This window comes from Marinospirillum sp. (genome assembly GCF_044810985.1).
Taxonomy (GTDB): domain Bacteria; phylum Pseudomonadota; class Gammaproteobacteria; order Pseudomonadales; family Halomonadaceae; genus Marinospirillum.
In genome coordinates this window covers 2,738,367-2,763,124 of record NZ_CP085242.1, presented here as the reverse complement: position 1 = coordinate 2,763,124, position 24,758 = coordinate 2,738,367, and the positions used below count along the sequence as shown (strand labels likewise).

At 52.3% G+C, this 24,758-nt stretch carries 28 protein-coding genes; 13 read left to right on the top strand and 15 right to left on the bottom strand.

The window, feature by feature from the left end:
- Positions 1-8: 8 nt before the first annotated feature.
- The gene (locus LG323_RS13060) at positions 9-458 is read right to left on the bottom strand and encodes an acetyl-CoA sensor PanZ family protein (RefSeq protein ID WP_404416986.1); all 450 of its coding nucleotides are present in this window, start codon (positions 456-458) and stop codon (positions 9-11) included.
- Positions 459-596: 138 nt separating this feature from the next.
- Here LG323_RS13060 and hisB point away from each other — a divergent pair, with 138 nt between their 5' ends.
- The 5 genes from hisB (at position 597) to LG323_RS13035 (ending at position 5,036) form a co-directional block, all read left to right on the top strand.
- On the top strand, positions 597-1,190 hold the full coding sequence (gene hisB, locus LG323_RS13055) for an imidazoleglycerol-phosphate dehydratase HisB (protein WP_310695168.1): 594 nt from the start codon (positions 597-599) through the stop codon (positions 1,188-1,190).
- Positions 1,187-1,855 carry an imidazole glycerol phosphate synthase subunit HisH gene (gene hisH, locus LG323_RS13050; protein ID WP_404416983.1) on the top strand — a complete coding sequence of 223 codons (669 nt, stop codon included), beginning with the start codon at positions 1,187-1,189 and terminating at the stop codon, positions 1,853-1,855. Before hisB ends, hisH begins: the two co-directional genes overlap by 4 nt.
- Before the next feature lie 328 nt (positions 1,856-2,183).
- Entirely contained in the window at positions 2,184-2,912 is a 729-nt protein-coding gene (hisA, locus tag LG323_RS13045) for a 1-(5-phosphoribosyl)-5-[(5-phosphoribosylamino)methylideneamino]imidazole-4-carboxamide isomerase (protein WP_404416980.1), read from the top strand.
- 175 nt (positions 2,913-3,087) lie between these two features.
- Entirely contained in the window at positions 3,088-3,861 is a 774-nt protein-coding gene (gene hisF / locus LG323_RS13040) for an imidazole glycerol phosphate synthase subunit HisF (RefSeq protein ID WP_310697913.1), read from the top strand.
- Positions 3,861-5,036 (top strand): CynX/NimT family MFS transporter, encoded by a 1,176-nt coding sequence (locus LG323_RS13035; RefSeq protein WP_404416977.1) that lies wholly within the window; start codon positions 3,861-3,863, stop codon positions 5,034-5,036. Before hisF ends, LG323_RS13035 begins: the two co-directional genes overlap by 1 nt.
- Before the next feature lie 26 nt (positions 5,037-5,062).
- On the opposite strand, the gene LG323_RS13030 is transcribed toward LG323_RS13035, so the two are convergent.
- The 10 genes from LG323_RS13030 to radC all read right to left on the bottom strand — a co-directional run bounded on the left by LG323_RS13030 (position 5,063) and on the right by radC (position 11,591).
- Positions 5,063-5,875 carry a hypothetical protein gene (locus tag LG323_RS13030; protein WP_404416974.1) on the bottom strand — a complete coding sequence of 271 codons (813 nt, stop codon included), beginning with the start codon at positions 5,873-5,875 and terminating at the stop codon, positions 5,063-5,065.
- Positions 5,872-6,321 (bottom strand): acyl-CoA thioesterase, encoded by a 450-nt coding sequence (locus LG323_RS13025; RefSeq protein WP_404416971.1) that lies wholly within the window; start codon positions 6,319-6,321, stop codon positions 5,872-5,874. Before LG323_RS13025 ends, LG323_RS13030 begins: the two co-directional genes overlap by 4 nt.
- Positions 6,322-6,325: 4 nt before the next feature.
- Positions 6,326-6,712 (bottom strand): glycine cleavage system protein GcvH, encoded by a 387-nt coding sequence (gcvH, locus tag LG323_RS13020; protein WP_404416969.1) that lies wholly within the window; start codon positions 6,710-6,712, stop codon positions 6,326-6,328.
- Positions 6,713-6,727: 15 nt separating this feature from the next.
- On the bottom strand, positions 6,728-7,255 hold the full coding sequence (locus tag LG323_RS13015; RefSeq protein ID WP_404416967.1) for a hypothetical protein: 528 nt from the start codon (positions 7,253-7,255) through the stop codon (positions 6,728-6,730).
- A gap of 20 nt (positions 7,256-7,275) precedes the next feature.
- A complete protein-coding gene (locus tag LG323_RS13010) occupies positions 7,276-7,644 on the bottom strand; it encodes a SirB2 family protein (protein WP_404416964.1) in 369 nt (122 codons plus the stop codon).
- 63 nt (positions 7,645-7,707) lie between these two features.
- Complete coding sequence (gene mutM / locus LG323_RS13005; RefSeq protein WP_404416961.1) at positions 7,708-8,565, bottom strand: bifunctional DNA-formamidopyrimidine glycosylase/DNA-(apurinic or apyrimidinic site) lyase; 858 nt, start codon at positions 8,563-8,565, stop codon at positions 7,708-7,710.
- An 80-nt stretch (positions 8,566-8,645) separates the two neighbouring features.
- On the bottom strand, positions 8,646-10,169 hold the full coding sequence (fliD, locus tag LG323_RS13000) for a flagellar filament capping protein FliD (protein WP_404416958.1): 1,524 nt from the start codon (positions 10,167-10,169) through the stop codon (positions 8,646-8,648).
- A gap of 200 nt (positions 10,170-10,369) precedes the next feature.
- Positions 10,370-10,525 (bottom strand): 50S ribosomal protein L33, encoded by a 156-nt coding sequence (rpmG, locus tag LG323_RS12995; protein ID WP_310697932.1) that lies wholly within the window; start codon positions 10,523-10,525, stop codon positions 10,370-10,372.
- Between the two features lie 19 nt (positions 10,526-10,544).
- On the bottom strand, positions 10,545-10,781 hold the full coding sequence (gene rpmB, locus LG323_RS12990; RefSeq protein ID WP_310697933.1) for a 50S ribosomal protein L28: 237 nt from the start codon (positions 10,779-10,781) through the stop codon (positions 10,545-10,547).
- 135 nt (positions 10,782-10,916) lie between these two features.
- On the bottom strand, positions 10,917-11,591 hold the full coding sequence (gene radC / locus LG323_RS12985; protein WP_404416954.1) for a DNA repair protein RadC: 675 nt from the start codon (positions 11,589-11,591) through the stop codon (positions 10,917-10,919).
- 81 nt (positions 11,592-11,672) lie between these two features.
- Between radC and coaBC the strand changes: the two genes are divergently transcribed.
- From coaBC to slmA, 5 genes are read left to right on the top strand one after another with little or no spacing between them, the layout of a single operon-like run.
- On the top strand, positions 11,673-12,911 hold the full coding sequence (gene coaBC / locus LG323_RS12980; RefSeq protein WP_404416951.1) for a bifunctional phosphopantothenoylcysteine decarboxylase/phosphopantothenate--cysteine ligase CoaBC: 1,239 nt from the start codon (positions 11,673-11,675) through the stop codon (positions 12,909-12,911).
- Between the two features lie 3 nt (positions 12,912-12,914).
- Positions 12,915-13,379: a dUTP diphosphatase gene (gene dut, locus LG323_RS12975; RefSeq protein ID WP_310697936.1), complete on the top strand. Its 465-nt coding sequence runs from the start codon at positions 12,915-12,917 to the stop codon at positions 13,377-13,379.
- Positions 13,380-13,402: 23 nt separating this feature from the next.
- Complete coding sequence (locus LG323_RS12970; RefSeq protein ID WP_404416946.1) at positions 13,403-14,782, top strand: phosphomannomutase/phosphoglucomutase; 1,380 nt, start codon at positions 13,403-13,405, stop codon at positions 14,780-14,782.
- A gap of 14 nt (positions 14,783-14,796) precedes the next feature.
- Positions 14,797-15,708 (top strand): acetylglutamate kinase, encoded by a 912-nt coding sequence (argB, locus tag LG323_RS12965; protein WP_310697938.1) that lies wholly within the window; start codon positions 14,797-14,799, stop codon positions 15,706-15,708.
- Between the two features lie 13 nt (positions 15,709-15,721).
- Positions 15,722-16,330, top strand: a complete 609-nt coding sequence (gene slmA, locus LG323_RS12960) for a nucleoid occlusion factor SlmA (protein WP_404416943.1) — start codon at positions 15,722-15,724, stop codon at positions 16,328-16,330.
- 22 nt (positions 16,331-16,352) lie between these two features.
- On the opposite strand, the gene LG323_RS12955 is transcribed toward slmA, so the two are convergent.
- Positions 16,353-16,661: a HigA family addiction module antitoxin gene (locus LG323_RS12955; RefSeq protein ID WP_404416940.1), complete on the bottom strand. Its 309-nt coding sequence runs from the start codon at positions 16,659-16,661 to the stop codon at positions 16,353-16,355.
- Between the two features lie 342 nt (positions 16,662-17,003).
- Between LG323_RS12955 and istA the strand changes: the two genes are divergently transcribed.
- From istA to LG323_RS12940, 3 genes are all read left to right on the top strand, one after another.
- On the top strand, positions 17,004-18,521 hold the full coding sequence (gene istA / locus LG323_RS12950; protein WP_404416226.1) for an IS21 family transposase: 1,518 nt from the start codon (positions 17,004-17,006) through the stop codon (positions 18,519-18,521).
- Complete coding sequence (gene istB, locus LG323_RS12945; protein WP_114418945.1) at positions 18,508-19,248, top strand: IS21-like element helper ATPase IstB; 741 nt, start codon at positions 18,508-18,510, stop codon at positions 19,246-19,248. Before istA ends, istB begins: the two co-directional genes overlap by 14 nt.
- Before the next feature lie 228 nt (positions 19,249-19,476).
- A complete protein-coding gene (locus LG323_RS12940) occupies positions 19,477-20,520 on the top strand; it encodes an IS110 family transposase (RefSeq protein WP_404416937.1) in 1,044 nt (347 codons plus the stop codon).
- 503 nt (positions 20,521-21,023) lie between these two features.
- Here LG323_RS12940 and LG323_RS12935 read toward each other — a convergent pair.
- The 3 genes from LG323_RS12935 to LG323_RS12925 form a co-directional block, all read right to left on the bottom strand.
- A complete protein-coding gene (locus tag LG323_RS12935) occupies positions 21,024-21,908 on the bottom strand; it encodes a TIR domain-containing protein (protein WP_404416934.1) in 885 nt (294 codons plus the stop codon).
- 98 nt (positions 21,909-22,006) lie between these two features.
- Positions 22,007-22,978: a hypothetical protein gene (locus LG323_RS12930; protein WP_404416931.1), complete on the bottom strand. Its 972-nt coding sequence runs from the start codon at positions 22,976-22,978 to the stop codon at positions 22,007-22,009.
- 402 nt (positions 22,979-23,380) lie between these two features.
- Positions 23,381-24,757, bottom strand: coding sequence for a hypothetical protein (locus LG323_RS12925; protein WP_404416928.1), 1,377 nt, complete (start codon positions 24,755-24,757; stop codon positions 23,381-23,383).
- Position 24,758: the final 1 nt, after the last annotated feature.

Below are 24,758 nucleotides of genomic sequence, written 5' to 3'. Positions count from 1 at the left end.
TTTTCTTCCTAGTTTTCCAGAACAAATCCACCTCGCCCCTCATCCAGAGAGTAACCCAGACGCCTGACCAGCATCTGGTCGGCATGCGTCAGGTTTTCATCGGGCACACAGACACTCAGACCCTGCTCCCTGGCTTTTGTAGCCACCAGTGCCATCAGCCGACTACCGACTCCGCGCCTGCGGGTGACTTCTCGGACACAGAGGTGGCGAAGCTGCCACTCATCTTCCAGAGAACGCACCAGCACGGCACCGATCAGATGATCATTAAAGAGGGCCGCAGCAAACCAGTTGCTGGTTTCCTGCAAAGCCGCTTCAATAAAGTGAGGGGCTTCCAGCACTTCCCCGCGCAGAGTGCGTCGCAAGGGCTCCGCCTCTGAATAGATTTTTTCCAGGTCAGTCCGCCATGCAGACTGCTCAGCCAAGGCATTGGCATCGGCTTGTATCAATTGCACAGGCATGGCGCACCCTCACTCAGTTGTTGTTTAAGTTCATTTTAGCTTGCAACTCTAGACAGCATAAAAAGCTCTGGACTGCCTTTCCACCTCGCAACTGTTATAATCAGATCATCGCAAGCTCAGAAAAGGTGCACACCCTCAATGACGGCACGAACTGCAAGTGTAACCCGCAATACCCTGGAAACTAAAATTCAGGTTGAAATCAACCTGGATGGCACAGGCCAGTTTTCCAGTGAATCCGGTATCGGCTTTCTGGATCATATGCTGGATCAGGTGGCCCGCCATGGTTTGATTGATATGGACATCCAGATGACCGGTGACCGGCATATCGACGACCACCACAGTGTTGAAGACCTGGGCATCACCCTGGGCCAGGCTTTTGCCCAGGCAGTTGGTGACAAAAAAGGCATGGTTCGTTACGGCCATGCCTATGTTCCCCTGGATGAAGCCCTGTCCCGTGTGGTTATCGACTTTTCCGGTCGCCCCGGCCTGTTTATGGATGTGGAATTCACCCGTGCCAGCCTGGGTGGACTGGATACCCAGCTTTTCTGGGAATTCTTCCAGGGCTTCGTCAATCATGCCCAGGTCACCCTGCACATCGACAACCTTAAAGGCTTCAACGCCCACCACCAGGCCGAGACCATCTTCAAGGCTTTTGGTCGCGCCCTGCGCATGGCCCTGTCCCCGGATGAGCGTATGGCCGGACAAATGCCCTCGACCAAAGGCGTTTTATGATGGACAAGGGACCCGCCAAACCGGACGTTGTTATCATTGATTATGGCATGGGTAATCTGCATTCAGCCCATAAAGCCCTGGAAAAAATGGCTGCCGGCAAAAAGACTGTCGGTATTTCTTCTGACCCGGAAATCATTCGCCAGGCCGAGCGAGTGGTTCTTCCCGGTGTCGGTGCCATCCGCGACTGCATGGCGGAAATGCACAACACCGGGCTGGTGCCCATCATCCGCGAATGCCTGCAGAGCAAACCCTTTCTGGGCATCTGCGTTGGCTTTCAGGCCCTGATGGAATCCAGCGAGGAAAACGGCGGCGTGGAATGCCTGGGGCATTTCAAGGGCCAGGTGAAATTTTTTGGCGAATACCTTGAAGACTCGCAAGGCCAGCGCCTGAAAGTGCCCCACATGGGCTGGAGTCAGGTCAACCCTGCCCAACCCGAACACCCTGTCTGGCAAGGCCTGCCCGCCGGTGAGCGCTTCTATTTTGTGCACAGCTACTATGTTCAGGCTGAAAACCCCGAACAGGTGTTGGCTGAATGCAACTATGGCCCGGTGAAAATGCATGCTGCCCTCGCCCAGGATAACGTCGCTGCCGTACAATTCCACCCCGAAAAAAGCGCCCAGGCCGGTCTTAAGCTACTAGAGAATTTCCTGTACTGGAAGCCGTAGACAATGAGTCGAGACCAGCGACAAAAAGAAGCAATACAAATGGTTGCTCTAGGTTTGATCGCGGTTATCGCAATAACCGTTTTCTTACCTTACGTTCTTCCAAGCATTTGGGGGACATTTCACCATAGCCACTTTAGGGTTGGTGATTGTGGTCACCAAACGCCATGCATCAGAATTTATGTCAAATACCTTTACCTCATCGCTGGTTCAATTGTTATATGGGGTATTGCAGCATATTTGAAAGCATTACCAACACTTCAACTTATTTTCCACAGTCTATGCGTTGCTGCAAAGATCTGGTACAAAAACTCAAATAGATAGGTTACAAATGCTGATAATTCCCGCAATTGATTTGAAAGACGGCCAGTGTGTGCGCCTGAAGCAAGGCCGTATGGAAGACTCCACCAGCTACGGCGATGATCCCGTGGAAATGGCTGCCCGCTGGGTGGGGGAAGGTTGTCGCCGCCTGCATCTGGTTGATTTGAATGGTGCCTTTGACGGCCAGCCGGTCAATGGCGAGGCCGTGACGGCCATCGCCCGCGCCAACCCCGGCCTGCCCATCCAGATTGGCGGTGGCATTCGCACCCCACAAACCATCGAACATTACCTGGAAGCCGGTGTGCAGTGGGTAATCATCGGCACCAAGGCGGTTAAGGAACCCGAATTCGTTACGGAAATGTGCAGGCTCTTCCCCGGTCACATTATTGTTGGCCTGGATGCCAAAAACGGCCTGGTCGCTACCGATGGCTGGGCTGAAGTTTCCAACATCAAGGCCACTGACCTGGCCAAACGTTTTGCCGACGATGGCGTTTCCAGCATCGTCTACACGGATATCAGCCGCGATGGCATGATGCAGGGCGTGAACCTGGAAGCCACCGTGGATCTGGCCCAGCAAGGTGGCCTGCCGGTGATTGCCTCGGGCGGAGTCACCGACCTGGGTGATGTCGAGCGCCTGATGAAGGTGGCTGACCAGGGCATTCTGGGAGCCATTACCGGTCGCGCCATCTATGAAGGCAGCCTGAACCTGGCCGAAGCACAGAAACTGGCAGACCAGTAATTTGCCCTGCTGAAACTGAATACTCTGGGGTGCAGGGTAGAGCTTGTCAGGCTGTCTGCAACAGGAAGTTGCAGCCAGAGCTTACAGGGATGTATTCACGCGTCCTGACAAGCCTACCCTGTGCCCCTTTTGTCCGCATTAGGCTGCCATACAATTTAATCTTTCAGGAGACACTATGGGACTGGCCAAACGTATTATCCCCTGCCTCGATGTCGATAAGGGTCGAGTGGTGAAGGGTGTGAATTTTGTCGGCATTCGTGATGCCGGTAATCCGGTGGAAGTGGCAAAACGCTACAACGACCAGGGCGCAGACGAGATCACTTTTCTGGATATCACCGCCAGTCACGAGGATCGCGGCACCACCGTTGAGATGGTCGAAGAAATTGCCGGTCAGGTCTTTATTCCCTTGACCGTCGGTGGCGGGATTCGCAACTGTGAGAATATCCGTACCATGTTGAATGCCGGTGCTGACAAGGTCTCGATCAATACTGCAGCTGTCACCAACCCCGAATTTGTTCGCGAAGCCGCTGAGCGTTTTGGCAGCCAGTGTATTGTTGTTGCCATTGATGCCAAAAAGGTTTCTGCCGAAGGTGAGCCTGACCGCTGGGAGATTTTCACTCATGGCGGGCGCAAAGCCACCGGTCTGGATGCCGTGGAATGGGCTAAAAAGATGGTGGATTTGGGAGCCGGTGAGTTACTGCTGACCAGTATGGATCGGGATGGCACCAAAAATGGTTTTGATCTGGGAGTAACCCGAGCCATTTCCGATGCTGTAGCCGTTCCCGTGATTGCTTCAGGAGGTGTCGGCAATCTTCAACACCTGGCTGATGGCGTCCAACAAGGTCAGGCCGATGCAGTTCTGGCTGCCAGCATCTTTCATTTTGGAACCCACTCAATCCCTGAAGCCAAGCAATTCATGGCCGACCAGGGTATTGAAATGCGGCTCTGATGCCCTGCAATGCGGACAAGGCCAGGGTTTTCCTGGCCCTGGCGTTGCTCTGGCTTCTGGGTCTGTATCTGCGTCTGCCCATTCTGGTCATCCCGCCTCTCGCCCCTTTCATCAATGCCGACCTGGGGTTGTCGCAAACTCTTCTGGGCAGCCTGACCACCCTCCCGGTCCTCATGTTGTCACTGGGTGCACTTCTGGGTTCGCTGGCCATCCTGCGACTGGGTGCCAGAAATAGTCTCGCCCTGGCACTGACCCTGGTTGCGTTGACTTCCGCCATTCGAGGCTTAACGGACAGTCTGGCGTTACTGCTGATTCTTACCAGCTTGATGGGCTTAAGCATTGCCATCATGCAGCCTTCTCTGCCTGCCTTGTTGCCCCGCTGGTTGGACGACAGAAAGCTGGCTTTGGGTACGGCGGTTTACATGAATGGCATGCTAATGGGCGAGTTTCTGGGTGCAGGTGTCACCCTGCCCCTCCTGATGCCACTGATGGAGGGTTCCTGGCGGGCCACCCTGATGGCCTGGTCACTGCCCGCTCTTTTAATCGTACTGGCCACTTTTCTGCCCAGGCAAAGAGAAGACACTTCCAGCCATGACACCCTGGAAGAAACCGGCTGGATACCGGACTGGAAAGACCCTTTTCTCTGGCGCATCGGGCTTCTGCTGGCTTCCAGTGCTTCTCTGTTTTTTGGCACCAATGCTTATCTGGGCAGCCTGCTGGAGGAACGCGCTGAACTCAACAAACTGGAAGCTGCTTTTTTCTGGTTCAATGTCGCCCAGGTGGCGGCCTCTCTGCTCATGTTGGTCATGATCAACCACTGGGTTGCCCGGCGTGGGCCGCTGGTTGTTTCCACTGGGTTGAGTCTGGTCGGTATGCTGGGGCTGCTCCTGACCAGTGGCTGGCTGAGTATTGCCTTTGCCTTTTTCTTGAGCTTCTGGGCAGGTGTGTTGCTGATACTCCTGGTTGCTTTACCACCGCAACTTCTGTCTGGCAAACAGGCCGGTCGCTTGGCTGCAGGTGCCTTCACCCTGGCTTACAGCCTGTCTTTCTTCGTTCCTCTGCTGGGCGGCAGCCTGGCGGACTGGACCGGTCAACCCAGCCACGCCCTCTGGCTACTATTTGCTGTTTCCTGCCCGGCACTCTGGTTGGCCTGGCGATTTCCCTTAAAGCATTAGGCAAAATCTTCGCTTTCGGCGACTATCTAAAGAGTCCCACGCAAGTGCAATTTAAACTGATCCGGATCGAGCAGCACTTCGCGCAGGGTACGGCCTGGTTTGTACTTGAGATCATAGCTGAGGATGCGTTCGACCTGTTCCCGTGTTTCCGCTGAGATATTCACACCCAGGGTCACGGAAACAATTGAGCGCGGGGGGAAGGGGTAGAAATACACCGGCTGGCCATTGCTTAAGGGTTTGCTGTCTTTTGCCTCGTTTAAGGGGCGAATCAGGCGGATCTCTTCTTCAGTGGCATATTCAGCAGCGCGATGGAAAAGAGCTGGAAAAGGCTTCATGGGGTGATCGGCTGTGGGCCGTTGCTGGCCATAAACAACAGAACGCAAAACCTGCTTTTGAGTGTTGAATTTTGGGTAATCGCTATTGAACTCCAGCACAACACCTCGGTGCTGATCCGCATAACGCTCCCAGAGTAGCGGATTATCTGCCCGTGCGAAAAAACGGCACATCCCCAGCTCTTCATAAGCCTGAGGATTAGGCAAAACCGGCGGTTTTCCCTGCTTGCGCTTTTTCATCTGGGCTTCTATTTTCGGGCGTTTTTTGGCCGCTTCATTCTGAAAGGCCTCCCAGGTCATCAAACCTTTCAATTGCTCGGGCAGAGCCTTGAACTGCCTTTCCAGCTCTTTTTGAAACTCACCCTCGGAAATACGCACGCTCTGGCGTGAAATCATTTTTGCATTCAGTTGCCAGGGGTCAAGCTGCTCCTTCACGGCCAGAAAATGCAGGCGCGCATGTCTCAGAACATCCAGTTGGCGAGGGGCAAGATAAAGATACAGTTTCATGGCTTGGCTTCGGACTCTGCAACCAGAGCGGGCAAATAAACATTCAGGAATTCTTGCGGCAGCCTTCGGGGACGATGGCTTTGCAGGGACACACAGGCAAAACGGGTTCGGCCCTTCAGCAAGGTTTTGTCATCGCTGAGTCGCAACAACTGGAAGCGCCGGGTCAGGGTCAGACGTTGATCACTGTCCACAATCCAGGTTGCCATTTCCAGTTGGTCGCCTTCATAGGCCGGGGCCAGATAGTCCAGTTCATGGCGCACCACCACCATGGCACGATCCAGCCTCCGGTAATCATCCAGAGTCAAACCCAGGGATTGTGAATGCTGCCAGCTCACCTGCTCGATAAAGCGCAGGTACTCGGCATTATTGACATGACCATAATGATCGATGGCATCGGCACCAATGCTGAGTGGAAGAATGTAGGGGTTGGGTAAATCCCAGTTCATAGACTTACTGTTGGGCCAGGAAATCGGTATAAGCCTGGACAGTCATCAGTTCCTGCCATTCTTTTGCAAAGACGTCAGGTTCGACCTGCAAACGAAAAACCCAGGTATCCAGAGGAGCCTCATTCAACAACTCAGGATCATCTTCCAACTGCTCGTTGCAGGCCAGAAGGGTGCCACTGACAGGAGCCTGAATCTCAGAAGCCGTTTTAACCGATTCAATGCTGCTGATCACTTCACCCGCCTTGATCACCTGACCGGTTTCCGGCAACTCCACAAAAACGATATCACCCAGTGCCTCCTGGGCATGTTGACTGATACCTACCAAAACCTGTTGCTCGTCCAGTTGTTGAACCCATTGGTGGGTAGTGCAAAAACGCTGTTCGTCTGTCATAACTGCATCCAGTATCTAAAAAGCCGTTTTGAGTCGATAGCGGCTTTTGTCTTTATAGTTTGTAACCTTGCGCTGAAATAAAGCAGCAACCTCTTCAAGATTGGCATCCTCCTGCAGACCTGAGGCTGGCAGCCACAAGAGTCCCGGATAAAGCAGAAAACCCTTCTCTGTGCGCAAAACCCGCCGGATATCCGTCCAGTCATAATGCTGGGGCGGCCTGGAATCGACCTGGGCATTGACACCGTCTTCATTCACTTCAAAGGTTAAATCCAGACCTTCCTGACCGGAGCGCTTAAAGGCGCGTTTGAACATCCAGACCAGCAAGCGTCGGCGCATGCCAAACCACAAGGCACCCAGTAAAACAAACACCAGATCAATGACCTGAAAGCCCTGATCCAGCCATTTGATAACCAGAATACCTGTTACGGCAAACAGCACCAAGCCAAAGAAAAGGTGTCGCCGGTCTTTTTGTGAACCCAATTGATAATCATAAAGTGCCGAGTACAAAAACTGGGTTTCATTCCAGCGGTAAACAAACTTCATTTATTTCACCCTGCCGCGGCTTACAAGCCGGGAAAAGGAACTTTGTTAACAGCAACCCAGGCCGTGTAAATCAGGAAAACGGCTGCGATCACCAGGCCGATGATTTTCTGACGACGCAACGCAAAGGCTGCAAACCCCATATAACCCACCAGACCCACCAGCTTGGCTGTCACCCATTCACTGTTATAAAAAGGCCATTGGGTTGTAAAGTAGCATAGCCCCAGAGCCGAGATGAGCACCACCAGATCAATGACGTGGTGACTGATCCTCATCCAGGTCTTATTGACCCACTGCAAGCCAGCCAAAACGCCGCCGCTGCGAACCACAAAAAAGACCACCGTTAATACGACAGCCAGCAGGTGCAGGTGTTTGAATGCCATATAGCTCATGATTTGAACCTTTCGTTTATAAAAACAGAGATAAAGCTTACCAGAAAACCGCTGCTTTCGGCATCAGCGTTGGCACTGTGGACAAAAAACACTGGAGCGTTGACCTATTCTGGTTTCCTGCAAAGCGGCTGAACACTTGTGACAAGGCTGTCCGGCACGACCATAAGCATCCAGTTGCTGGGCAAAATAGCCTGGCTTGCCATCGCCGCCCACAAAATCCCTGAGCGTGGTGCCACCCTGTTCAATGGCTGCCGCCAGAATAATCTTGATCAATCTCACCAACTCAGCATAGCGAGCCAGAGAAATTCTTCCGGCTGCACGCCGTGGATCGATCCCGGCCCGAAACAGGGCTTCGGTGGCATAGATATTACCCACACCCACCACCTGAGCAGAATCCATAATAAAAGCCTTAACCGGAATTTTGCGCTGACGTGAACGCTGGTAAAGCAGCTCAGGCGTGAAGGCATCACTCAGGGGTTCAGGGCCCAGCTTTTCCAGTCGAGGGTGCAACAGGGGGTCGCCTGTGTAATGAAGAAGAAAGCCAAAACGACGGGGATCGTGATAGCGAAGGCACAAGGGAGCCTGAGTTTCGGAAGGCAGAGGTGCGGGAGTCAACTGCAGGTGATCATGTTTTTTCCAGGGTTCCGATGCTGGAACCAGGCGCAGACTGCCCGACATCCCCAGATGCCAGATCAGACCCTGGCTGCTTTCAGGCTGCTGCGAGTCCACCAAAGGCATCAAGAGATACTTGGCGCACCTTTGCAGGGATCTGATTTGCAGGCCCTGAATCCGTTCAGGCAAATCTTCAGGAATCGGCCAGCGCAAACGAGGCTCCCTGACTTCCAGGCGCTCAATGGATCGACCTTCCAGCCAGGGGGCCACTCCCCTGCGTGTGGTTTCAACTTCAGGTAATTCAGGCATGAAAAAGCCCCTGTCGGTCAACTGAATTCAAAAAAACAGTATAACCGAGCAGGGGCCTGCGACCGAGAAAACGGTGGCTTTTAAAGGAGGGAAGCTAAACCACCTCCTCCACCCAGCTGCGCCTGAATCTGCTGACCCTGAGCCTGCAGACTGGCAGTGGTGCTTTCTACAGCATTAAACTGGTCATAAAGCCTTTGTTCGTAGGAATCCAGGCGATCCATCGTATCCTGCATACCATCTTCAAGGTTGTTTACCTTGGTAGAAAGGCCTTCCGTGCGTGTAGGGATCAAGCCATCACGCGTAGCATCAGTCATCAGGTTAGCAGTTTCAGAAAGTCTGGCTGCATAACCATTGTCTTCATCACCCAGAATACGGGCCACATCATCAAAGTTTTTATCCAGCACTTCATCCAGCCGAGTGCCAGCATAATTAGGATCTACTGTAGGGGCTTCGTCACCAATCCCTTCTTTTAAATGACCATTGGTGGGTCCAGGGCCATCAGCACCACCTTCAACATTGGTTACGATCCCCATAAAACTGAGATGGTTTTGATTGGTCTCTTCATCAGAACCTCCGCTAACAGGAGAATCAATAATACTGCGCAGTTGGCTCTGCAAGGAGTTAATGGCACTTTCATCGGAGAGGACGCCTCCCTCCACTTCACCATCCTCATTGACGCTGGAGTACTTAGCTTCATTGAGAAAGGTCATCAGCTCATTGTAGGAACCCATAAAGTCATTGATCTTGTCCTTTACAGCCTGCTTGTCTTGATCCACTTCAAGCGTACCCGTCGTTCCCACTTCTGAATCATTCAACGCACCTGGAGTGATATCCAGGGTGACGCCAGAGATCACATTGTCAAAAGTATTGGTCGAGCTGGTGGCTTCAATGCCATCAATAGTGATTTTGGCATCCAAGTCTCCACTTGTAGATAAACTTGATGTATTTTCGCCTATCTGGTCGCCATCCACCACCTTTAGCTTATCAGTTACATCTCCATTTCCATCAACACTGCCGCTCACTACCGAAACGCTGTTTTCATTACCGGTTTGTTCGGCATTGACGGTTAATCTAGCCTCTCCATCACCAGTATTCACCAGGTTAGCGTAAGCAACTCCCTGCAAGTCTTCATGTTCATTAATTTTTGCTCGAATGTTGTCCAGGGTATCACCAGCATCAGCTGTAATGGTGACATCCTCATGGTCAGAGTTTGCAGGCTGAATAGTGATCGACCCAGTTACTTCTTTTTCAGTGCTGGCATTTTCAGAAACCCAGCGGGAAGCCTCCGCTTCAGACTCCACTTCAATGTTGTAGTTACCGGAGGTCGCACCGGCAAGATAGTCAGCATTGGCTGAAAACAGGCTTTCATTGCTGGACTCAGCACGCATCTGGTTGTAGTTGTCATCTCCAACCAACTCACTCATGGCTGACTGAAAGTCACTGACCTTGCTTTTCAACTGCCCATAAGCACTGATTTTTTCCTGTGCTTCGGCCCTTTCTTCCTGCATTTTCTGCAGGGGTTGCGCTCTGGCTTCTACACTGGCCTTGACGATCTCATCAACGGGAAGGCCTGATCCCAGGCCACTGAAACTGATACCTGACATAACATCACCCAAATCTTTTACCGATGAATTTTCTGCTCTTGATTACCTCGTCGACTTACCCTGACTGAACTTTAACCTTGTTTATAGCCACTGACAAAGGTCGCCAAGTGGCGACCTGAGCGGCATTTTTTTGCCGCTTTAAACGAAAAAAACCCGGGCTGTTTCCAGTCCGGGTTTTTCAGGCAACACACCGAAGCAAATTATTTAATTTTTGCTTCTTTGTAAGGTACAACCTTACGTACTACTGGATCATACTTGTTACGCTCCAGTTTTTCGGGGGTGTTACGCTTGCTTTTCATAGTGGTATAGAAGTGGCCTGTGCCAGCACTCGATACCAGTTTGATTTTCTCACGCATAGTTCCGGTTCCTTAGGGCTTAAACTTTTTCGCCACGTTTTTGGATATCAACCAGAACCTGGTCAATGCCCAGCTTATCAATCAAACGCAGACCCTTGGTGGAAACGCGCAGTTTGACAAAACGCTTCTGGGATTCAACCCAAAAACGGTGAACGTGAAGGTTGGGCATAAAACGACGACGCGTCTTACGCTGTGAGTGGGAAACGTTGTTCCCAGTTAGCGGCTTCTTGCCGGTAACTTGGCAAACCATGGACATTGTGTGCCTCCAGTCGATCTTAGGGCGCAAGGTGATGGAAAAATGAAAGGGCGCTTTATACCAAAAAGGCCGCTTGCAGACAAGCAATACCTTGGGTTTTAACGAAAAAACGAGTTTCAGGAAAAAGCGCGCGTATTATAGCAGACCTCGGGCGGCAAAAGACACAGGTTCTCCATCACCAATCAGCAAATGATCCAGAACCCGGACTTCCACCAGCGCCAGCGCCTCTTTCAGCCGCCGGGTAATCTGCTCATCCGAGCCACTGGGTTCGGCAATTCCGGAGGGATGATTATGAGCCAGAATTACGGCTGCGGCATTATGCGCAAGCGCCAGTTTGACGACTTCCCTGGGATAAACGGAAGCTCCATCCAGCGTGCCACGAAACAGGGTCTCAAAATGCAGGACTCGGTGCTGATTATCCAACAACAGCAGAGCAAAAACTTCATGGGGCAGATCACGCAATTGCATTTTCAGATAACGCCCTGCGGCTTCCGGGCTGGTCAGGCCTTCCCCTCTTTTCAGTTCCGCTTCAAGATGGCGCTGTGCCATTTCCAGGACCGCCTGCAACTGGGCAAACTTGGCAGAACCCAGACCCAGGTGCTGGCAGAATTCCGTCTGGCTGGCAGTTAACAGAGGGCGCAGACCTCCGAACTCATTCAGCAGGTGTCGCGCCAGATCCACGGCACTTTTTCCCGTCACACCCGTGCGCAGAAAAATCGCCAACAATTCCGCATCGGAAAGACTGGCTGCCCCCTTTTCCAGGAGTTTTTCTCTGGGCCTTTCGTCAGCAGGCCAGTGGTTAATACCCATGGCTAACCTCCTTGTTCATTTCTCAGCAAATGCCAAAACATGGTAAGGTTAGCGTCCTTTTTCAGCTGGGTTAATTGATCCATGACAGGTCTGATCAACAAAAAAGTGCTTCTGGGTATCAGCGGTGGCATAGCTGCCTACAAGACCGCGTATCTGGCCCGCTTGCTGGTCAAAGCAGGCGCAGAAGTCAGGGTGGTGATGACCGAAGGGGCCAAGGCTTTTATCCAGCCGTTAACGTTTCAGGCTCTGACCGGACATCCGGTGCATGACGCCCTGCTGGATGAAGAAGCCGAAGCGGGCATGGGGCACATAGAGCTGGCCCGCTGGGCTGATCTGGTTTTTATTGCCCCGGCCAGCGCCGATCTGATGGCCCGCCTAGCTGTGGGGATGGCCAATGACCTGATGACCACCCTCTGCCTGGCCACTTCCGCTCCTGTGCATCTGGCTCCAGCCATGAACCAGGGCATGTGGCAGCACCCGGCCACTCAACGCAATTGTGTTCTATTGCAAGAACTCGGCTATCATCTTCTGCCTCCCGCTGAAGGCGAACAGGCCTGCGGTGATCTGGGTCCCGGACGCATGCCCGAACCTGAGGAACTTTTCAGCCGGATAGAAGGCCTCTTCCAGACCAAACAAGACCTGCCAGCCCAGGGCCTGAAAATCACCATCACCGCTGGCCCCACTCAGGAACCCCTGGACCCGGTGCGTTACCTGTCCAACCACAGTTCCGGTAAGATGGGGTATGCCCTGGCTGCAGCGGCGGCGGAACTGGGTGCCCAGGTGACCTTGATCAGCGGCCCCGTTGATCTACCCACCCCACCGGGAGTTCAGCGCCAAAAAATCACCACCACCCAGGAATTGCTCACGGCCTGCCAGAACGTTCAGGCCGACACCGACATCTTTATTGCCTGCGCTGCTGTAGTCGACTACCGGGTAGAAGAAGTCGCCGGACACAAAATCAAAAAACAGCAGGATCAAAAAGAGCTGGTTTTAAAGCTGGTGGAAAACCCGGATGTACTGGCCACCATCGCCAACAGCCAACCTCGTCCCTTTTGTGTGGGTTTTGCCGCCGAGACCCAGAAGGTCGAAGACTACGCCCGCCAGAAACTGGAGAGGAAAAACCTGGATGCCATCGTGGCAAATGATGTCAGTGACACCAATATAGGCTTTGGCAGTGATGACAACCGTGTCACCCTACTGTATCGCCAGGCCCGGACAATCCACCGCCTGGAGCTTCCCCAGGCCAGCAAGCAACAACTCAGCCAGCAGTTATTACTGGAAATCTGCAAACTCTACCAAGCCAATCAGGACAAACAATAAGCCATGAACCAGCATCCCAAGCTCGCGGTAAAAATTCTCGACTCGCGCATCGGCAGCGACCTGCCTCTGCCCAGCTATGCCACCGAAGGCTCTGCCGGTATGGATCTGCGCGCCCTGCTGGATGAACCTCTGGAACTGAACCCCGGCGATACCCAACTGGTGCGCACCGGGCTGGCCATTCATCTGGCTGATCCAGGCCTAGCTGGCATGATCCTGCCCCGTTCCGGTCTGGGCCATAAACATGGCATCGTACTGGGCAATCTGGTGGGTCTGATTGACTCTGACTACCAGGGCGAGCTGATGATTTCCGTCTGGAATCGCGGGCAAAAGCCCTTCACCCTGGAACCGGGAGAGCGCCTGGCTCAGTACGTCATCGTTCCAGTGATCCAGGCGCAACTGGAAGTGGTTGATGACTTCACCGACAGCCAAAGAGGTGCCGGTGGGTTTGGCAGCTCCGGTCGCCACTGATTGCAATCAAAGAGGATTCCTGCATGACTGAAGTACCTGCTTCCATTTTTCGCGCTTATGATATTCGTGGCATCGTCGGCAAAACTCTGACACCTGAAATCGTCAAACAAATTGGCTTGGCTCTTGGCTCTGAAGCCGCTGCCCGAGGTGAAACAGCCATCGTTGTTGCCCGTGACGGTCGAATTTCCGGCCCGGACATGATCGCGGCCCTGAAGGAAGGCATCCTTGCCACCGGCAGAGACATCATCGATATTGGCATGGTGCCCACCCCCACTCTGTATTTTGCCACCCACTATCTGCAGGGTACGCAATCAGGAATCATGGTCACCGGCAGCCACAACCCACCGGACTACAATGGTTTCAAATGCGTACTGGCTGGCGAAACCCTTTCAGGTGAAGCCATCAGCGATCTCTACCGCCGCATCACGGAAACGGATTTCAAATACGGTGAAGGCTTTGAGAAAAGCCGGGATGTCAGTGAAGATTACCTGAAAGCCATTCTGGAATCCGTGCAACTGAGCCGCCCCCTGAAAGTGGTCGTGGACACCGGCAATGGTGTGGCCGGTGAGCTGGCTCCCCGCCTGATGCAGGAACTGGGCTGTGAAGTCATCCCCCTGTTCACCGAAATTGATGGCACCTTCCCCAACCACCACCCTGACCCCGGCAAGCCGGAAAACCTTCAGGATCTGATTGCCACCGTGAAAGAACAAAAGGCCGATCTGGGCCTGGGGTTTGATGGCGATGGTGACCGAGTGGGTGTGATTACCCCTTCAGGCCGCCTGATCTACCCGGATCATCTGATGATGGCCTTTGCTGAAGACCTGTTGGAGCGCAACCCCGGTGCCAAAATCATTTATGATGTCAAATGCACCGGAAAACTGGGCGATGTCATCCAGAAGGCGGGCGGTGAGCCGGAAATGTACCGCACCGGCCACTCCCTCATCAAAGCCAGAATGAAAGCCAGTGGCGCTTTGCTGGCCGGGGAAATGAGCGGGCATATCTTCTTTCAGGAACGCTGGTACGGCTTCGACGATGGCCTCTATGCTGCAGCCCGTCTGCTGGAAATTCTGGCCAAACAGGAAGTGGATGCCGATGCCTTTTTCGACCGCTTCCCACAGAATATTTCCACGCCTGAGATCAACATCACCGTTACCGATGAAAACAAATTTGCTCTGGTCGAACGCCTGGCCAATGAAGGAGAATTCGGTGATGGGCAGAAAACCACCCTGGACGGTATTCGTGTCGACTACACCGATGGCTGGGGGTTGTGCCGTGCATCCAACACCACCCCGGTTCTGGTTTTACGCTTTGAAGGCCAGACCCAGGAAGCCCTGAACCTGATTGCTGAACGCTTCCGCCAGGCATTGCAAGCTATTGATCCTGCTTTGACTTTTGACTATTAATTGAGCCCTGAATCATGACCCAGACTTCATCTGTAAACAGCCCACAAACCACCGTTAAGGTTTTGTCGGAAGCCCTGCCCTATATCCAGAAGTTTTCCGGCAAAACCCTGGTCATCAAGTATGGCGGCAATGCCATGACCGAAGATGATTTGATAGACTCTTTCTGCCGGGATGTGGTACTGCTCAAGGAAGTCGGCATCAACCCGGTTGTGGTGCATGGCGGTGGCCCCCAGATCGGTGAACTCCTGCAGCGGCTGAATATTGAGTCCCGCTTTGTCAACGGCATGAGAGTCACCGACAGCCAAACCATGGACGTTGTACAAATGGTTCTCGGCGGCCTGGTCAACAAGGAAATCGTCAACCAGATCAACCTGGCCGGTGGCAAAGCCATAGGCCTGACCGGCAAAGACGGCCAGTTAATCAAGGCCCGAAAACTCAAGGTGGAGCACCAGACCCCGGAGATGACCGCTCCGGAAATCATTGATATCGGTCATGTCGGCGAAGTGGAATCCGTGGATACTTCCCTGATAGAAATGCTGACCAGCCGCGACTTTATTCCGGTCATTGCCCCCATCGGGGTCGATGCCCTGGGCGCTTCCTACAACATCAATGCAGACCTGGTGGCAGGCAAGATTGCCGATGCCCTGAAAGCAGAAAAACTCATCCTGCTGACCAATGTCGCTGGCTTGCAAAACAAGGAAGGCAAGGTGCTGACCGGCCTGTCCACGCAGGAAGTGGACGCCCTGATTGCCGATGGCACCATCTATGGTGGCATGCTGCCCAAAATCCGTTGTGCCCTGGATGCTGTTAAAGATGGCGTTCAAGCCGCACACATCATTGATGGCCGTGTTCCCCATGCCACCCTGCTGGAAATTTTCACCAACGCCGGTGTGGGTACCCTGATCACCAATCAAACATCCAGTTAACAGGTAGGTCAACATGGACAACCCGTCTTCAACAACAACTCGTAAAAAGAAGTCTCAGCGCAAGGATGAAATCCTTCAGGCGCTGGCCCTCATGCTGGAAAACCAGGAAAGCAAGATCACCACCGCTTCCCTGGCTAAAAAGGTGGGCGTTTCCGAAGCCGCCCTGTATCGGCATTTTCCCGGCAAGGCCAAAATGTTTGAAGGTCTGATCGAGTTTATTGAAGACAGCCTGTTTACCCGCATCAACCTGATCCTGAAAGAGCAGAGTGCAACCCTGATTCGTTGTGAGCACCTGCTGACCCTGTTGCTCGGCTTTGCCGAGCACAACCCCGGCCTCTGCCGTCTGCTGACCGGCGATGCCCTGGTGGGAGAGGATGAAGAGCTGCGCAATCGCATTACCCGCCTGTTTGACCGGATTGAAAGCCAGATCAAACAAGTGCTCAGGGAAACGGAAATTCGTGAAGGCAAGAAGGTCGCCCTTTCCACCACAGCCGCCGCCAGCATGCTGCTCGCCATCGTCGAAGGCCGCATCGTTCAGTATGTACGCAGCGGCTTCAGACGCCCCCCAACCCACGAATGGCCGGTACAATGGCGGCATCTGGCAGAAGGGCTGGTGGTTTAGTTCAGAGCAAATTACGCCCGGGTCATGCTCTGATTTCGGATACAGCCCTCCACGGACGAATATTCTTTAGCTGATCCTCAAGGGCGTCTTCTGCAATCTCAATGTCGTAGGCAGCCTGAGCTCGCAACCAATAGCCATTGGACAAACCAAAGAAACGACAAAGTCGTAGATCCGTGTCTGCGGTTATCGAACGCTTACCAGCAATAATCTGACCGATCCTCTGGGCTGGCACCCCAATTTCTTTGGCCAGACGATATTGAGAAATGCCCATAGGCTCAAGGAACTCCTCCTTCAGTAACTCGCCTGGCGTTACAGCATCAAGGTTGCGCATGAGTTACCTCCTAATGGTAATCAACAATTTCAACGTCTTCCGCGCCAGCCTTGGTCCAGTGGAAGCAAACCCAAGGGTGTCAGACTGCTGCAACTGATCCTGATAATTGATGACCACCATCGCCGTCTGGTTGTAGCCATAGTGTTTGAACCTGAGCATGAGAAAGGGCCGGTTGCTCAGGGATGGTTCATTTCAGTGCAGCCGGAGAGTGTTAATGGCCAACTAAACTGACCCGCTTCTGGCCATTAATTTTGACCCACCCCCAAGGTGGCTTTGGCCACCAAAACCAGTACCTTCCCTCAACGATGATGATTAAGGGGAAGGGTTTTGAAGGAGTGGGTTGTGATTCATAAAATCAAAGCACTACACGACAACGGCCAGGGTCTTTCCGTCCGAGCCATCAGTAAGCAGTTGTCCATCTCTCGCAATACCGTTCGCAAGTATCTGCGTCTATCGGAAGAAGCCATTCAAGGTCAGCAATCAGACCCCAGTCGCAGCAAAAAGCTGGATGATTACCGCAGTTATCTGGTGTACCTACTGGGTGAGTTCCCCAAGCTGAGTGCGGTGAAGGTTGCTCGTAAGCTGCGTACTAAATATGGCTCCATCCCTGCATCTGATCGAAGTTTGCGCCGTTATATTCAACAGCTGCGCCAGGAAGTGGCTGTAGCTCAGGTTCGCTACTTTGAACCCATTATTGATGATGTGGCCGGTGTTCAATGTCAGGTTGATCCCGGCGAGCTGCGAGGCGTTCGGGTCGGTGATCAGGAGGTCACCCTTCACTTTGTTGTCTTCGTGCTCTCTTTCTCGCGTCTGATGTATGTGGGCCTGAGCTTCCAGCCCCTTGATACCCAGGCCTTTATTCAACTGCATGATGAAGCCTTCCGGTATTTTGGCGGCATCACCGAAGAGTGTGTTTATGACCAGACCAAGCTGGTGGTGATCAAGGAGCAATACCGGGAAATCGAGGCCAACCAGCGCTTTTACCAGTATGCCACCACCGCAGGCTTTAGAATCCATGCCTGTGAAGGCTATGACCCCCAGAGCAAGGGCAAGGTGGAAGCTGGGGTCAAATACGTCAAGCAGGACTGCTTTTATGGCGAACACTTCACCTGTCAACAAGCCGTGAGAGACCATCTGCAAAACTGGCTGGATGAAGTGGCCAACCGTCGTGAGCATGGCACCACCGGCCAGATCCCCCACACCGTTTTTATGGCCGAAGAACGAACTCAGCTGAAGCCTTACCTGGCCCCCAGCAGTCTTCGTCAGCCTTCGGCGATTGAAACTCGTCGTGCGGATAAAACCGGTCTGATCAGCTACCAAGCCAATAAATACTCCGTGCCTCTGGCCTGGCAGCAATCTCAGGTCGGTGTAATGCAGCAGGAAGGCCGTCTGGTCATTACCGACCTAAACACTGGTGAGACCCTGGCCGAACATACCCTGTGCCTGGAAAAGGGGCGCATCATCAAGAACAACAACCACTACCGGGACAGGGAAGCTCGGGTGGCGCAGCTGGAGACCGAAATCAGTCAAATGCTGGGAAAGGCTCTGGGTCAGACACTCTGCCAGCAGATCAGGCGCTCAGAGCCTAGAGTCGTCAAGGATCAGCTGGTTGCCCTGAAATCCATCCTGGCTCACCTGGAGCCGGAAGATCGAAAGCTGCTTGTGCAGCTGGCCGAGCGGCCCGGCATTACCGCTGGCAAGATCAAACGCTACCTGGAGGCGGAACGTCAGGCGCGGAGCAAAGGGCGTTATCCAGATCACGGTCTGCCAGAGGCTACTTCGGCCAACCATGTAGACCTCTCGGCTTACCAGCGACTTGGCCAGTCCAGTGGCCAGGAGGTGACCCATGGGGCAGCTTGAACAAACCCGCGCCCGCTGCAAAAGCCTGAGGCTGACCTGGATGGCTCAACAGCTCCCTCAGCTGCTCGGTGAAGCTGAAAGTAATGACTGGTCTTATCTACAGTGTATCGACCACCTGATGGGCTATGAGCTGAAAGAACGCGATCAAAAACGCATCCAGCGTCACTTCAAACAAGCTCACTTCCCGATGGAAAAGCGCCTGGATGACTTCGACTATCGTCACCAGACCACCATCAATAAACGCCAGATCAGTGCGCTGCTGGACTTCAACTTCCTGGATCAGCGCCAGAACCTGGTGTTCATCGGGCCACCGGGAGTGGGCAAAACCCACCTGGCCATTGGCCTGGGCTACAAAGCCATCGAAGCCGGTTACAAGGTGCTGTTCAAAACGGCCATGACCCTGGTGGAAGAGCTGGAACTGGCTGAAAAACGCGGTGAACTGAAAAAGCGGATCAGCCTGCTGGCCAAAAACGACCTGCTGATCATTGATGAGCTGGGATACCTGCCCATGAGCCGCCAGTCCCGCTATAACCTCTTCCAACTGGTCAACAGCCTGTATGAGTACCGCTCCATCATCCTGACCACCAACAAGGACTTCACCGACTGGGGAGAGTTCTTCCATAACGACAATGTGGCCATACCCATCGTAGACCGGATTATCCATCACTCACACATCTTCATGCTGGGAGGAGAAAGCTATCGACTGAAAGAAAAGTTAACCAACTAACGCACCAGGTGGGTCAATTTTATTGGCCAAAGGTGGGTCAAAATAAATGGCCATTGACAGAGAGGTTCTTCTACAGCCTGAACGCAGAACTTTGCGGCAATTTTTGAGCAGCGAAGCTACGGAAAAATTGTCCGACAACAGTGACTTGATACTCATTGAGCCTTCTCCCCCAGCTCAGCCATTTGGCTAAACTGGAAAGGCGACGAAACCCAGACAGGAGAAGACTCAATGAACTTTTACAATAGCACTCATCGTCATTATTGTGGAATCGATCTGCATGCTCGTAGCCTGTATGTCTGCATTTTAGGGCAGCAGGGTGAAACTCTGTTGCACAAGGAAATTCCTGCCAAGCCCGAACCTCTTCTTCGATTAATTGAACCCTATCTAGATGACCTAATCATCGGGGTTGAGTGCATGCACTGTTGGTATTGGATTGCTGATTTCTGTGAAGATCAGGGCATCGCTTTTATTCTGGGTCACGCTCTTTACATGAAGGCGATTCATGGCGGTAAAACCAAGAATGACCGGATTGATTCTTACAAGATTGCTGCCCTGATCCGAGGTGGCAACTTTCCGCTGGCTTATGTCTATCCACGCAGTATGCGGGCCACTCGTGATCTGCTTCGCCGTCGAACCGGATTGGTACGTCATGGTGCAGATTTAAAAGCTCATGTGGCGAATACGACCAGTCAATACAACTTGCCGCCCAACAAGGTCAATCTGAAAAATGTCAGTGCCCGAGAACAACTGGGCAAGACCTTTGATGACCCCGTGGTTCAGCGCAACATTGATCTGGATATGGCCGTCTTGGAGTGCTATCACCGAGAGCTGAGTCAAATCGAGTGGCTGTTGGTAAAGCAGGCCAAACAACATCGGCCCACTTATTATCACCTGTTGCAGACCATCCCCGGCATTGGCCGTATTCTGGCTCTGACCATCCTGTATGAGATCGGGGATATTCGCCGCTTTGAATCAGTTCAGAAATTTGCTTCTTACTCCCGCCTGATCAAGTGTAAAGCTGAATCAGCGGGTAAAACCTATGGCACTCAGGGCAACAAGATTGGCAATGCCCATTTGAAATGGGCTTTTTCTGAAGCGGCTGTTTTGTACCTCAGAGGCAACCCCGGTGCTCAAAAGCTGTTGCAGCGCTTGCAGAAACGCATGAGCAAAGCCAAAGCCTTGTCGGCCCTGGCCCATAAGCTGGGGCGTGCAGTCTACTTCATGTTAAAGAACGAAAAGGTGTTCGATGAACAACGCTTTTTAATGAGTTAGTCACGCAGCAGGATGATGATCAACGTCTAACTGGATCATTACGGAGTGTGCTGAAATCGGGTGTCTGCTGACTGGTCGTTCAGACCTGAAACCCGGCTTCTACACCCAAACTCGAAGCCCGTCGATTGATTATCCATCCTGCTGGCGTGCACCAATACCCTGAGCGAGTGGGCTTACACCGGCGCTGAACCTGAAACTAACTGGGACTTTACAGTAACCCGCTTTTTGAATAGGACAGCTGCTGGTTAACCGATGAATGTCTAGTGCCCCAGACCAACCTGCAAGGAGCAACCCGGTTTGGCAGTGGTGAACAACCACGTTAAGAGAGCCTCAATAGGTGTTTGCTGTAAGCCACCAACAGCCAACGATGACAGATGAAGTAGGATCACTGGCTCAGGGATTTGATGTTGGCCGCTGACGCGGCCAATAAAAAGCACTGCGGCCTATTGACAGGCAGAAGGCTCATAGGTGACAGGCAGAAGGCTCATAGGTGTTAGAGCCATCTACTCTTCAGGCCACTCAACGTTTTTGTTTGTCCCAAGAGGGCAAAAGACACCTTGGGCATTTGTTTTGAAGTATCGATCGCTGAGGTCTTCGATGCAGTCTAGGAAACCCTTGATATGTTCTGGCTTCGATCTACCTTTTCGGTTTACTTGTAGGATGAAGTCCAAAAGCTGAGAACCCGACGTAATTTGGTTCAGATGTATCTCATAGGGTGATGTTTCACCAAGCCAGATTGTTATAGTCTTGTTGCGCTCACTGTAACTGACAGGCTTGTGGTCAAGCTTATCGAATAAGCTGTTACCAGAGTCAAAGCTTCTATATTCGTGCTTTCTGACGAGCCTCAAAACCTCCTCAAGGAGGTCTCTGTCCGATCGAATTTCTTCGGGTTCTTCCTTTGATTTGTCCTCAATAATAATTTTTTCAACCGCTTGCTCTAGGTCAGGCCACCACTTCTCGAAAATGGTATCCAAGTTCTTTTCATTAATTCTATTGTCCCCAAGCGCGTCATTTATCGCCGCGATTAGCGTCTTGATTTCATCCTTCGAAAAGGTTGTTGCTTGGAACTGGACCAAAGGACCCGACAGGTCTGTCGGTTTGAGATCAAGGAGTATCGGACACACGTGCGAAGATCCGACGTTTTTCGATAAAGCGCCAGCTTCGAACAAAATCCACGGAGCGTTTAGGTTCTCTCGAGTGACCAAAATGATACCAAAGTGAGAGATATCCAGTTTTCCAGCTATATCATTGGACCAGCGTTGTCCTTTATCAATATCTTTTGGAGTGTAGTAAGGCATGACAGCTTGAATGACGCTCGGAAGCCAATCTCTCAATACCTCTGCAGCTTTTCTACTTTTTTCTCCAGACCAACTTATGAAAACATCCATGAGAAAACCTTCTACGATTTTAAGAATCTCTGCTCTAACGCTTTGCTCACCGGTAAATTGCGAGCGCAGCGAGTAATTTGTCCGCGTGCAGCAATTTGTTAGAGTTCCACGCCGTCAACCCACTCCTCAATTTTACCATAAGGAACTTTGTCTATTTTGATCCGCGAGGCAATCTCTTGCTTCATGATACCTATTAATTCCTCCAACGCAGTTATGTCCGACTTACCCTCTCCATCATCAAACTGAACCAAATAGAGCCTTTCAATTTCTTGTTCCTCTAGTGGCAAGGCAAGGGCTCGCAGGATGTCGCTATAAGCGTGTGCAAATATACGCCCTGAATCTTGAGGCATGAAAGTTGAAATTGCGATTCTGACGCCATCTTTGACGAAAATTCCGTCATACCTATCTTTGGGGTCTCTGCCAACACCAGGAGTGCCATGTCCAAGTTTTTCAATACTTACATCAGGCTTATTGGCTACAGAATATAAAAGCGACTCGTGATATTTTTCATATTGGTCACGCTTGGCCCTTGCCTCCGCTCGTCGCTTCATTCTCTCCTCTTTTTCACTTTCGCTCAGCTCTTTCTGCTCAAAGCTCTGAGTCAAAGATTTTTTGATCTTTTCTTCGAGCTCTTTTACATCGATCTGACCTGAAGCCGTCTCATCAGCAGTTAGCTCAGCGATCTGCTTCGATAAATCGCCTGCTCTTCCCGAAATAATATCTTCGATTCTCTTTTCGGTAACACCCGTTGATTGTTTGATTGATTGAAGCGCGTCGGTTGTTTTTGTAAATACCTCAGTTTGGAGCCGTATACTTTCGTCGCTACGGTTAATTACAGCTTGCTCTGATGACCTTCCTAAGGCTATTGCAGAAATTGCAAGAACAATCGATGCACCAGAGAGAATTACTGACATTACAAAACCAATGAGCTCAGTGGTCGTAAAGCTCGAAACGGCATTTTCTTGAGAACTCGAAATCAGCAAGGCGACAATAAGCCCAAGAACGAAAGAAATCAGGATTATGCCTATTTGCTTGTAGGTAATGCTCCATTCGGTTTTGTTTTCGCTCATAATTTCCTCTTCTTGGACAAGGCTTCCATAAAAACTCTAACATTTTACTCTTAGGCATGCTCAGTTCCACACCTTGGGTTTCCATCTTCACTTGCTTCCAACTTACCTATTTTCCTGGTGAATGTCCATTGGTTGACTGTGGTTTAAAATTTATAATTGAGCAAGCTTGCTTTGATGTCTAGTATTACAAGGTTTTCATCTATACATAAAGGTAGTGCTTTGTTTTAACGACAAAAAATTCTGAGCCCAGCATGAAAACAAGCCAGCACGATTGGCAATTGTGCAAATTCTACCTGTGGTTGTGAAATAAGCTGTATAAAAAGAGTGGCTGCTAAACCCTGGTTTGAGTGTAGGGTTTAGCAGCTGGTGCAGCGGGATTATGAGGCCCGAAAGGAAGGATGTTTAGAAGCGGTAGCGCGCTCTGGCGTAGAGGTTGGAGTCTTTTTCAAACTGTCCGAAGAAGCTGTAGTCATTTTCGCCACCGAAGACGTTGCCACCGGCACTCAGGGTCAGGGCATCCGAGGCCCGATAGGTGACGCTGGGTCTCAGGTAGTAGTCTTCATCACTGGGTGAAGCAAAGGCAAACAGTGACCAGATCAGGTCTCCCCGCCACTGGCGGTAGGTCAAGCGGGTGGTCAGGAGTTGGCGGTATTCTTCACCGGCCATTTCCTGCATTCCCATATCGACCCAGGCGGCTTCCTGCTCATCATAGTCCTGCGTCCATTCCAGGTAATATTGCAGGCCGACATTCAGGTTGCTGATCAGCTCCCAGTCATATCCCATCAGAAAACGGGCTTCCGAGTTGGGGGTCATATTGGCCTGCTGGCTGTCATAGTCCCGCGAGTCGTAATAACCCGCTTCGGCATTGAACAGCCCCGGCCCTATGCTGGTACGCAGGCTGACCCCATATACATGCAGCTGTGGATGAGCGGCCTTGCCGCCCTGCATCATTTCACGCTGATCATTGGGTTGAGGCCAGAAACCCCAGTAGCCGTAGGCTTCATATTCAATACCGGCCTGACGGGTGGCCAGGCGCAAGGCCACTTCCCCATCTTCGGGAAAGTCATCCGGCTCCTCAGCCATATCTGAAACAGGCTGGGCGGTCTGCCCCATCTGGCCCGTCAGGTTGCCGTTGGCATCGGTCAGTGGCCCCCAATAAGACAAACGATCCCCGTCCGGGTAGTTGTCTTCTTGGAAGAGCGGGCTCCAGACAGCATCCACAGTGACTTCACCCGCATACCAGGTGCCCCGGATCGCATCCGAAGGCCCCTTGAGGTAGTCTTCATCCCGCCCGATCAGGAAAGACTGCCAGTCTTTGGGGAAAAGATCATTGATGAACAGCAGATCCCCGGTACCCCAGGTCAGAACCTGGCGACCGGCCCGCCAATCTACAGGGCCGGTACTGGTACTGATCAAGGCTTCGCGCAGCTCTCCGCGCAGCTCTTCATCCACGCCATCGGCCAGTCCATCCACTTTGAGGCTGTAGTCGATGTCTTTCCAGTCACCATCGACTTCCAGACGCAGACGGGTTTCGCCCAGGTTGTATTCCTTGTCCATCCGGTCTTCCACCACCTTGTTGCTGTGGATATGGGCACCACCGGCTGCCTCAACAAAACCACCCAGCCTGAAGGGCAACAGGGGTTCCTGGGGTTCTTCCCAGTCACTGCCCCAGTCATCCTCCTCGTCAGCCCAGTCATCGGCTGCCAGAGCGGGCAGGGAAACCAGGCTCAGTGCCAGTCCCAGACTGCCCAGATAAACAAAAACCTGTTTTTTCGCCATG

Bases quoted from the DNA above. Each gene is read 5' to 3' on its own strand.
- LG323_RS13060 (WP_404416986.1), bottom strand. From the start codon at position 458: ATGCCTGTGCAATTGATACAAGCCGATGCCAATGCCTTGGCTGAGCAG.
- hisB (WP_310695168.1), top strand. From the start codon at position 597: ATGACGGCACGAACTGCAAGTGTAACCCGCAATACCCTGGAAACTAAA.
- hisH (WP_404416983.1), top strand. From the start codon at position 1,187: ATGATGGACAAGGGACCCGCCAAACCGGACGTTGTTATCATTGATTAT.
- hisA (WP_404416980.1), top strand. From the start codon at position 2,184: ATGCTGATAATTCCCGCAATTGATTTGAAAGACGGCCAGTGTGTGCGC.
- hisF (WP_310697913.1), top strand. From the start codon at position 3,088: ATGGGACTGGCCAAACGTATTATCCCCTGCCTCGATGTCGATAAGGGT.
- LG323_RS13035 (WP_404416977.1), top strand. From the start codon at position 3,861: ATGCCCTGCAATGCGGACAAGGCCAGGGTTTTCCTGGCCCTGGCGTTG.
- LG323_RS13030 (WP_404416974.1), bottom strand. From the start codon at position 5,875: ATGAAACTGTATCTTTATCTTGCCCCTCGCCAACTGGATGTTCTGAGA.
- LG323_RS13025 (WP_404416971.1), bottom strand. From the start codon at position 6,321: ATGAACTGGGATTTACCCAACCCCTACATTCTTCCACTCAGCATTGGT.
- gcvH (WP_404416969.1), bottom strand. From the start codon at position 6,712: ATGACAGACGAACAGCGTTTTTGCACTACCCACCAATGGGTTCAACAA.
- LG323_RS13015 (WP_404416967.1), bottom strand. From the start codon at position 7,255: ATGAAGTTTGTTTACCGCTGGAATGAAACCCAGTTTTTGTACTCGGCA.
- LG323_RS13010 (WP_404416964.1), bottom strand. From the start codon at position 7,644: ATGAGCTATATGGCATTCAAACACCTGCACCTGCTGGCTGTCGTATTA.
- mutM (WP_404416961.1), bottom strand. From the start codon at position 8,565: ATGCCTGAATTACCTGAAGTTGAAACCACACGCAGGGGAGTGGCCCCC.
- fliD (WP_404416958.1), bottom strand. From the start codon at position 10,169: ATGTCAGGTATCAGTTTCAGTGGCCTGGGATCAGGCCTTCCCGTTGAT.
- rpmG (WP_310697932.1), bottom strand. From the start codon at position 10,525: ATGCGTGAGAAAATCAAACTGGTATCGAGTGCTGGCACAGGCCACTTC.
- rpmB (WP_310697933.1), bottom strand. From the start codon at position 10,781: ATGTCCATGGTTTGCCAAGTTACCGGCAAGAAGCCGCTAACTGGGAAC.
- radC (WP_404416954.1), bottom strand. From the start codon at position 11,591: ATGGGTATTAACCACTGGCCTGCTGACGAAAGGCCCAGAGAAAAACTC.
- coaBC (WP_404416951.1), top strand. From the start codon at position 11,673: ATGACAGGTCTGATCAACAAAAAAGTGCTTCTGGGTATCAGCGGTGGC.
- dut (WP_310697936.1), top strand. From the start codon at position 12,915: ATGAACCAGCATCCCAAGCTCGCGGTAAAAATTCTCGACTCGCGCATC.
- LG323_RS12970 (WP_404416946.1), top strand. From the start codon at position 13,403: ATGACTGAAGTACCTGCTTCCATTTTTCGCGCTTATGATATTCGTGGC.
- argB (WP_310697938.1), top strand. From the start codon at position 14,797: ATGACCCAGACTTCATCTGTAAACAGCCCACAAACCACCGTTAAGGTT.
- slmA (WP_404416943.1), top strand. From the start codon at position 15,722: ATGGACAACCCGTCTTCAACAACAACTCGTAAAAAGAAGTCTCAGCGC.
- LG323_RS12955 (WP_404416940.1), bottom strand. From the start codon at position 16,661: ATGCGCAACCTTGATGCTGTAACGCCAGGCGAGTTACTGAAGGAGGAG.
- istB (WP_114418945.1), top strand. From the start codon at position 18,508: ATGGGGCAGCTTGAACAAACCCGCGCCCGCTGCAAAAGCCTGAGGCTG.
- LG323_RS12940 (WP_404416937.1), top strand. From the start codon at position 19,477: ATGAACTTTTACAATAGCACTCATCGTCATTATTGTGGAATCGATCTG.
- LG323_RS12935 (WP_404416934.1), bottom strand. From the start codon at position 21,908: ATGGATGTTTTCATAAGTTGGTCTGGAGAAAAAAGTAGAAAAGCTGCA.
- LG323_RS12930 (WP_404416931.1), bottom strand. From the start codon at position 22,978: ATGAGCGAAAACAAAACCGAATGGAGCATTACCTACAAGCAAATAGGC.
- LG323_RS12925 (WP_404416928.1), bottom strand. From the start codon at position 24,757: ATGGCGAAAAAACAGGTTTTTGTTTATCTGGGCAGTCTGGGACTGGCA.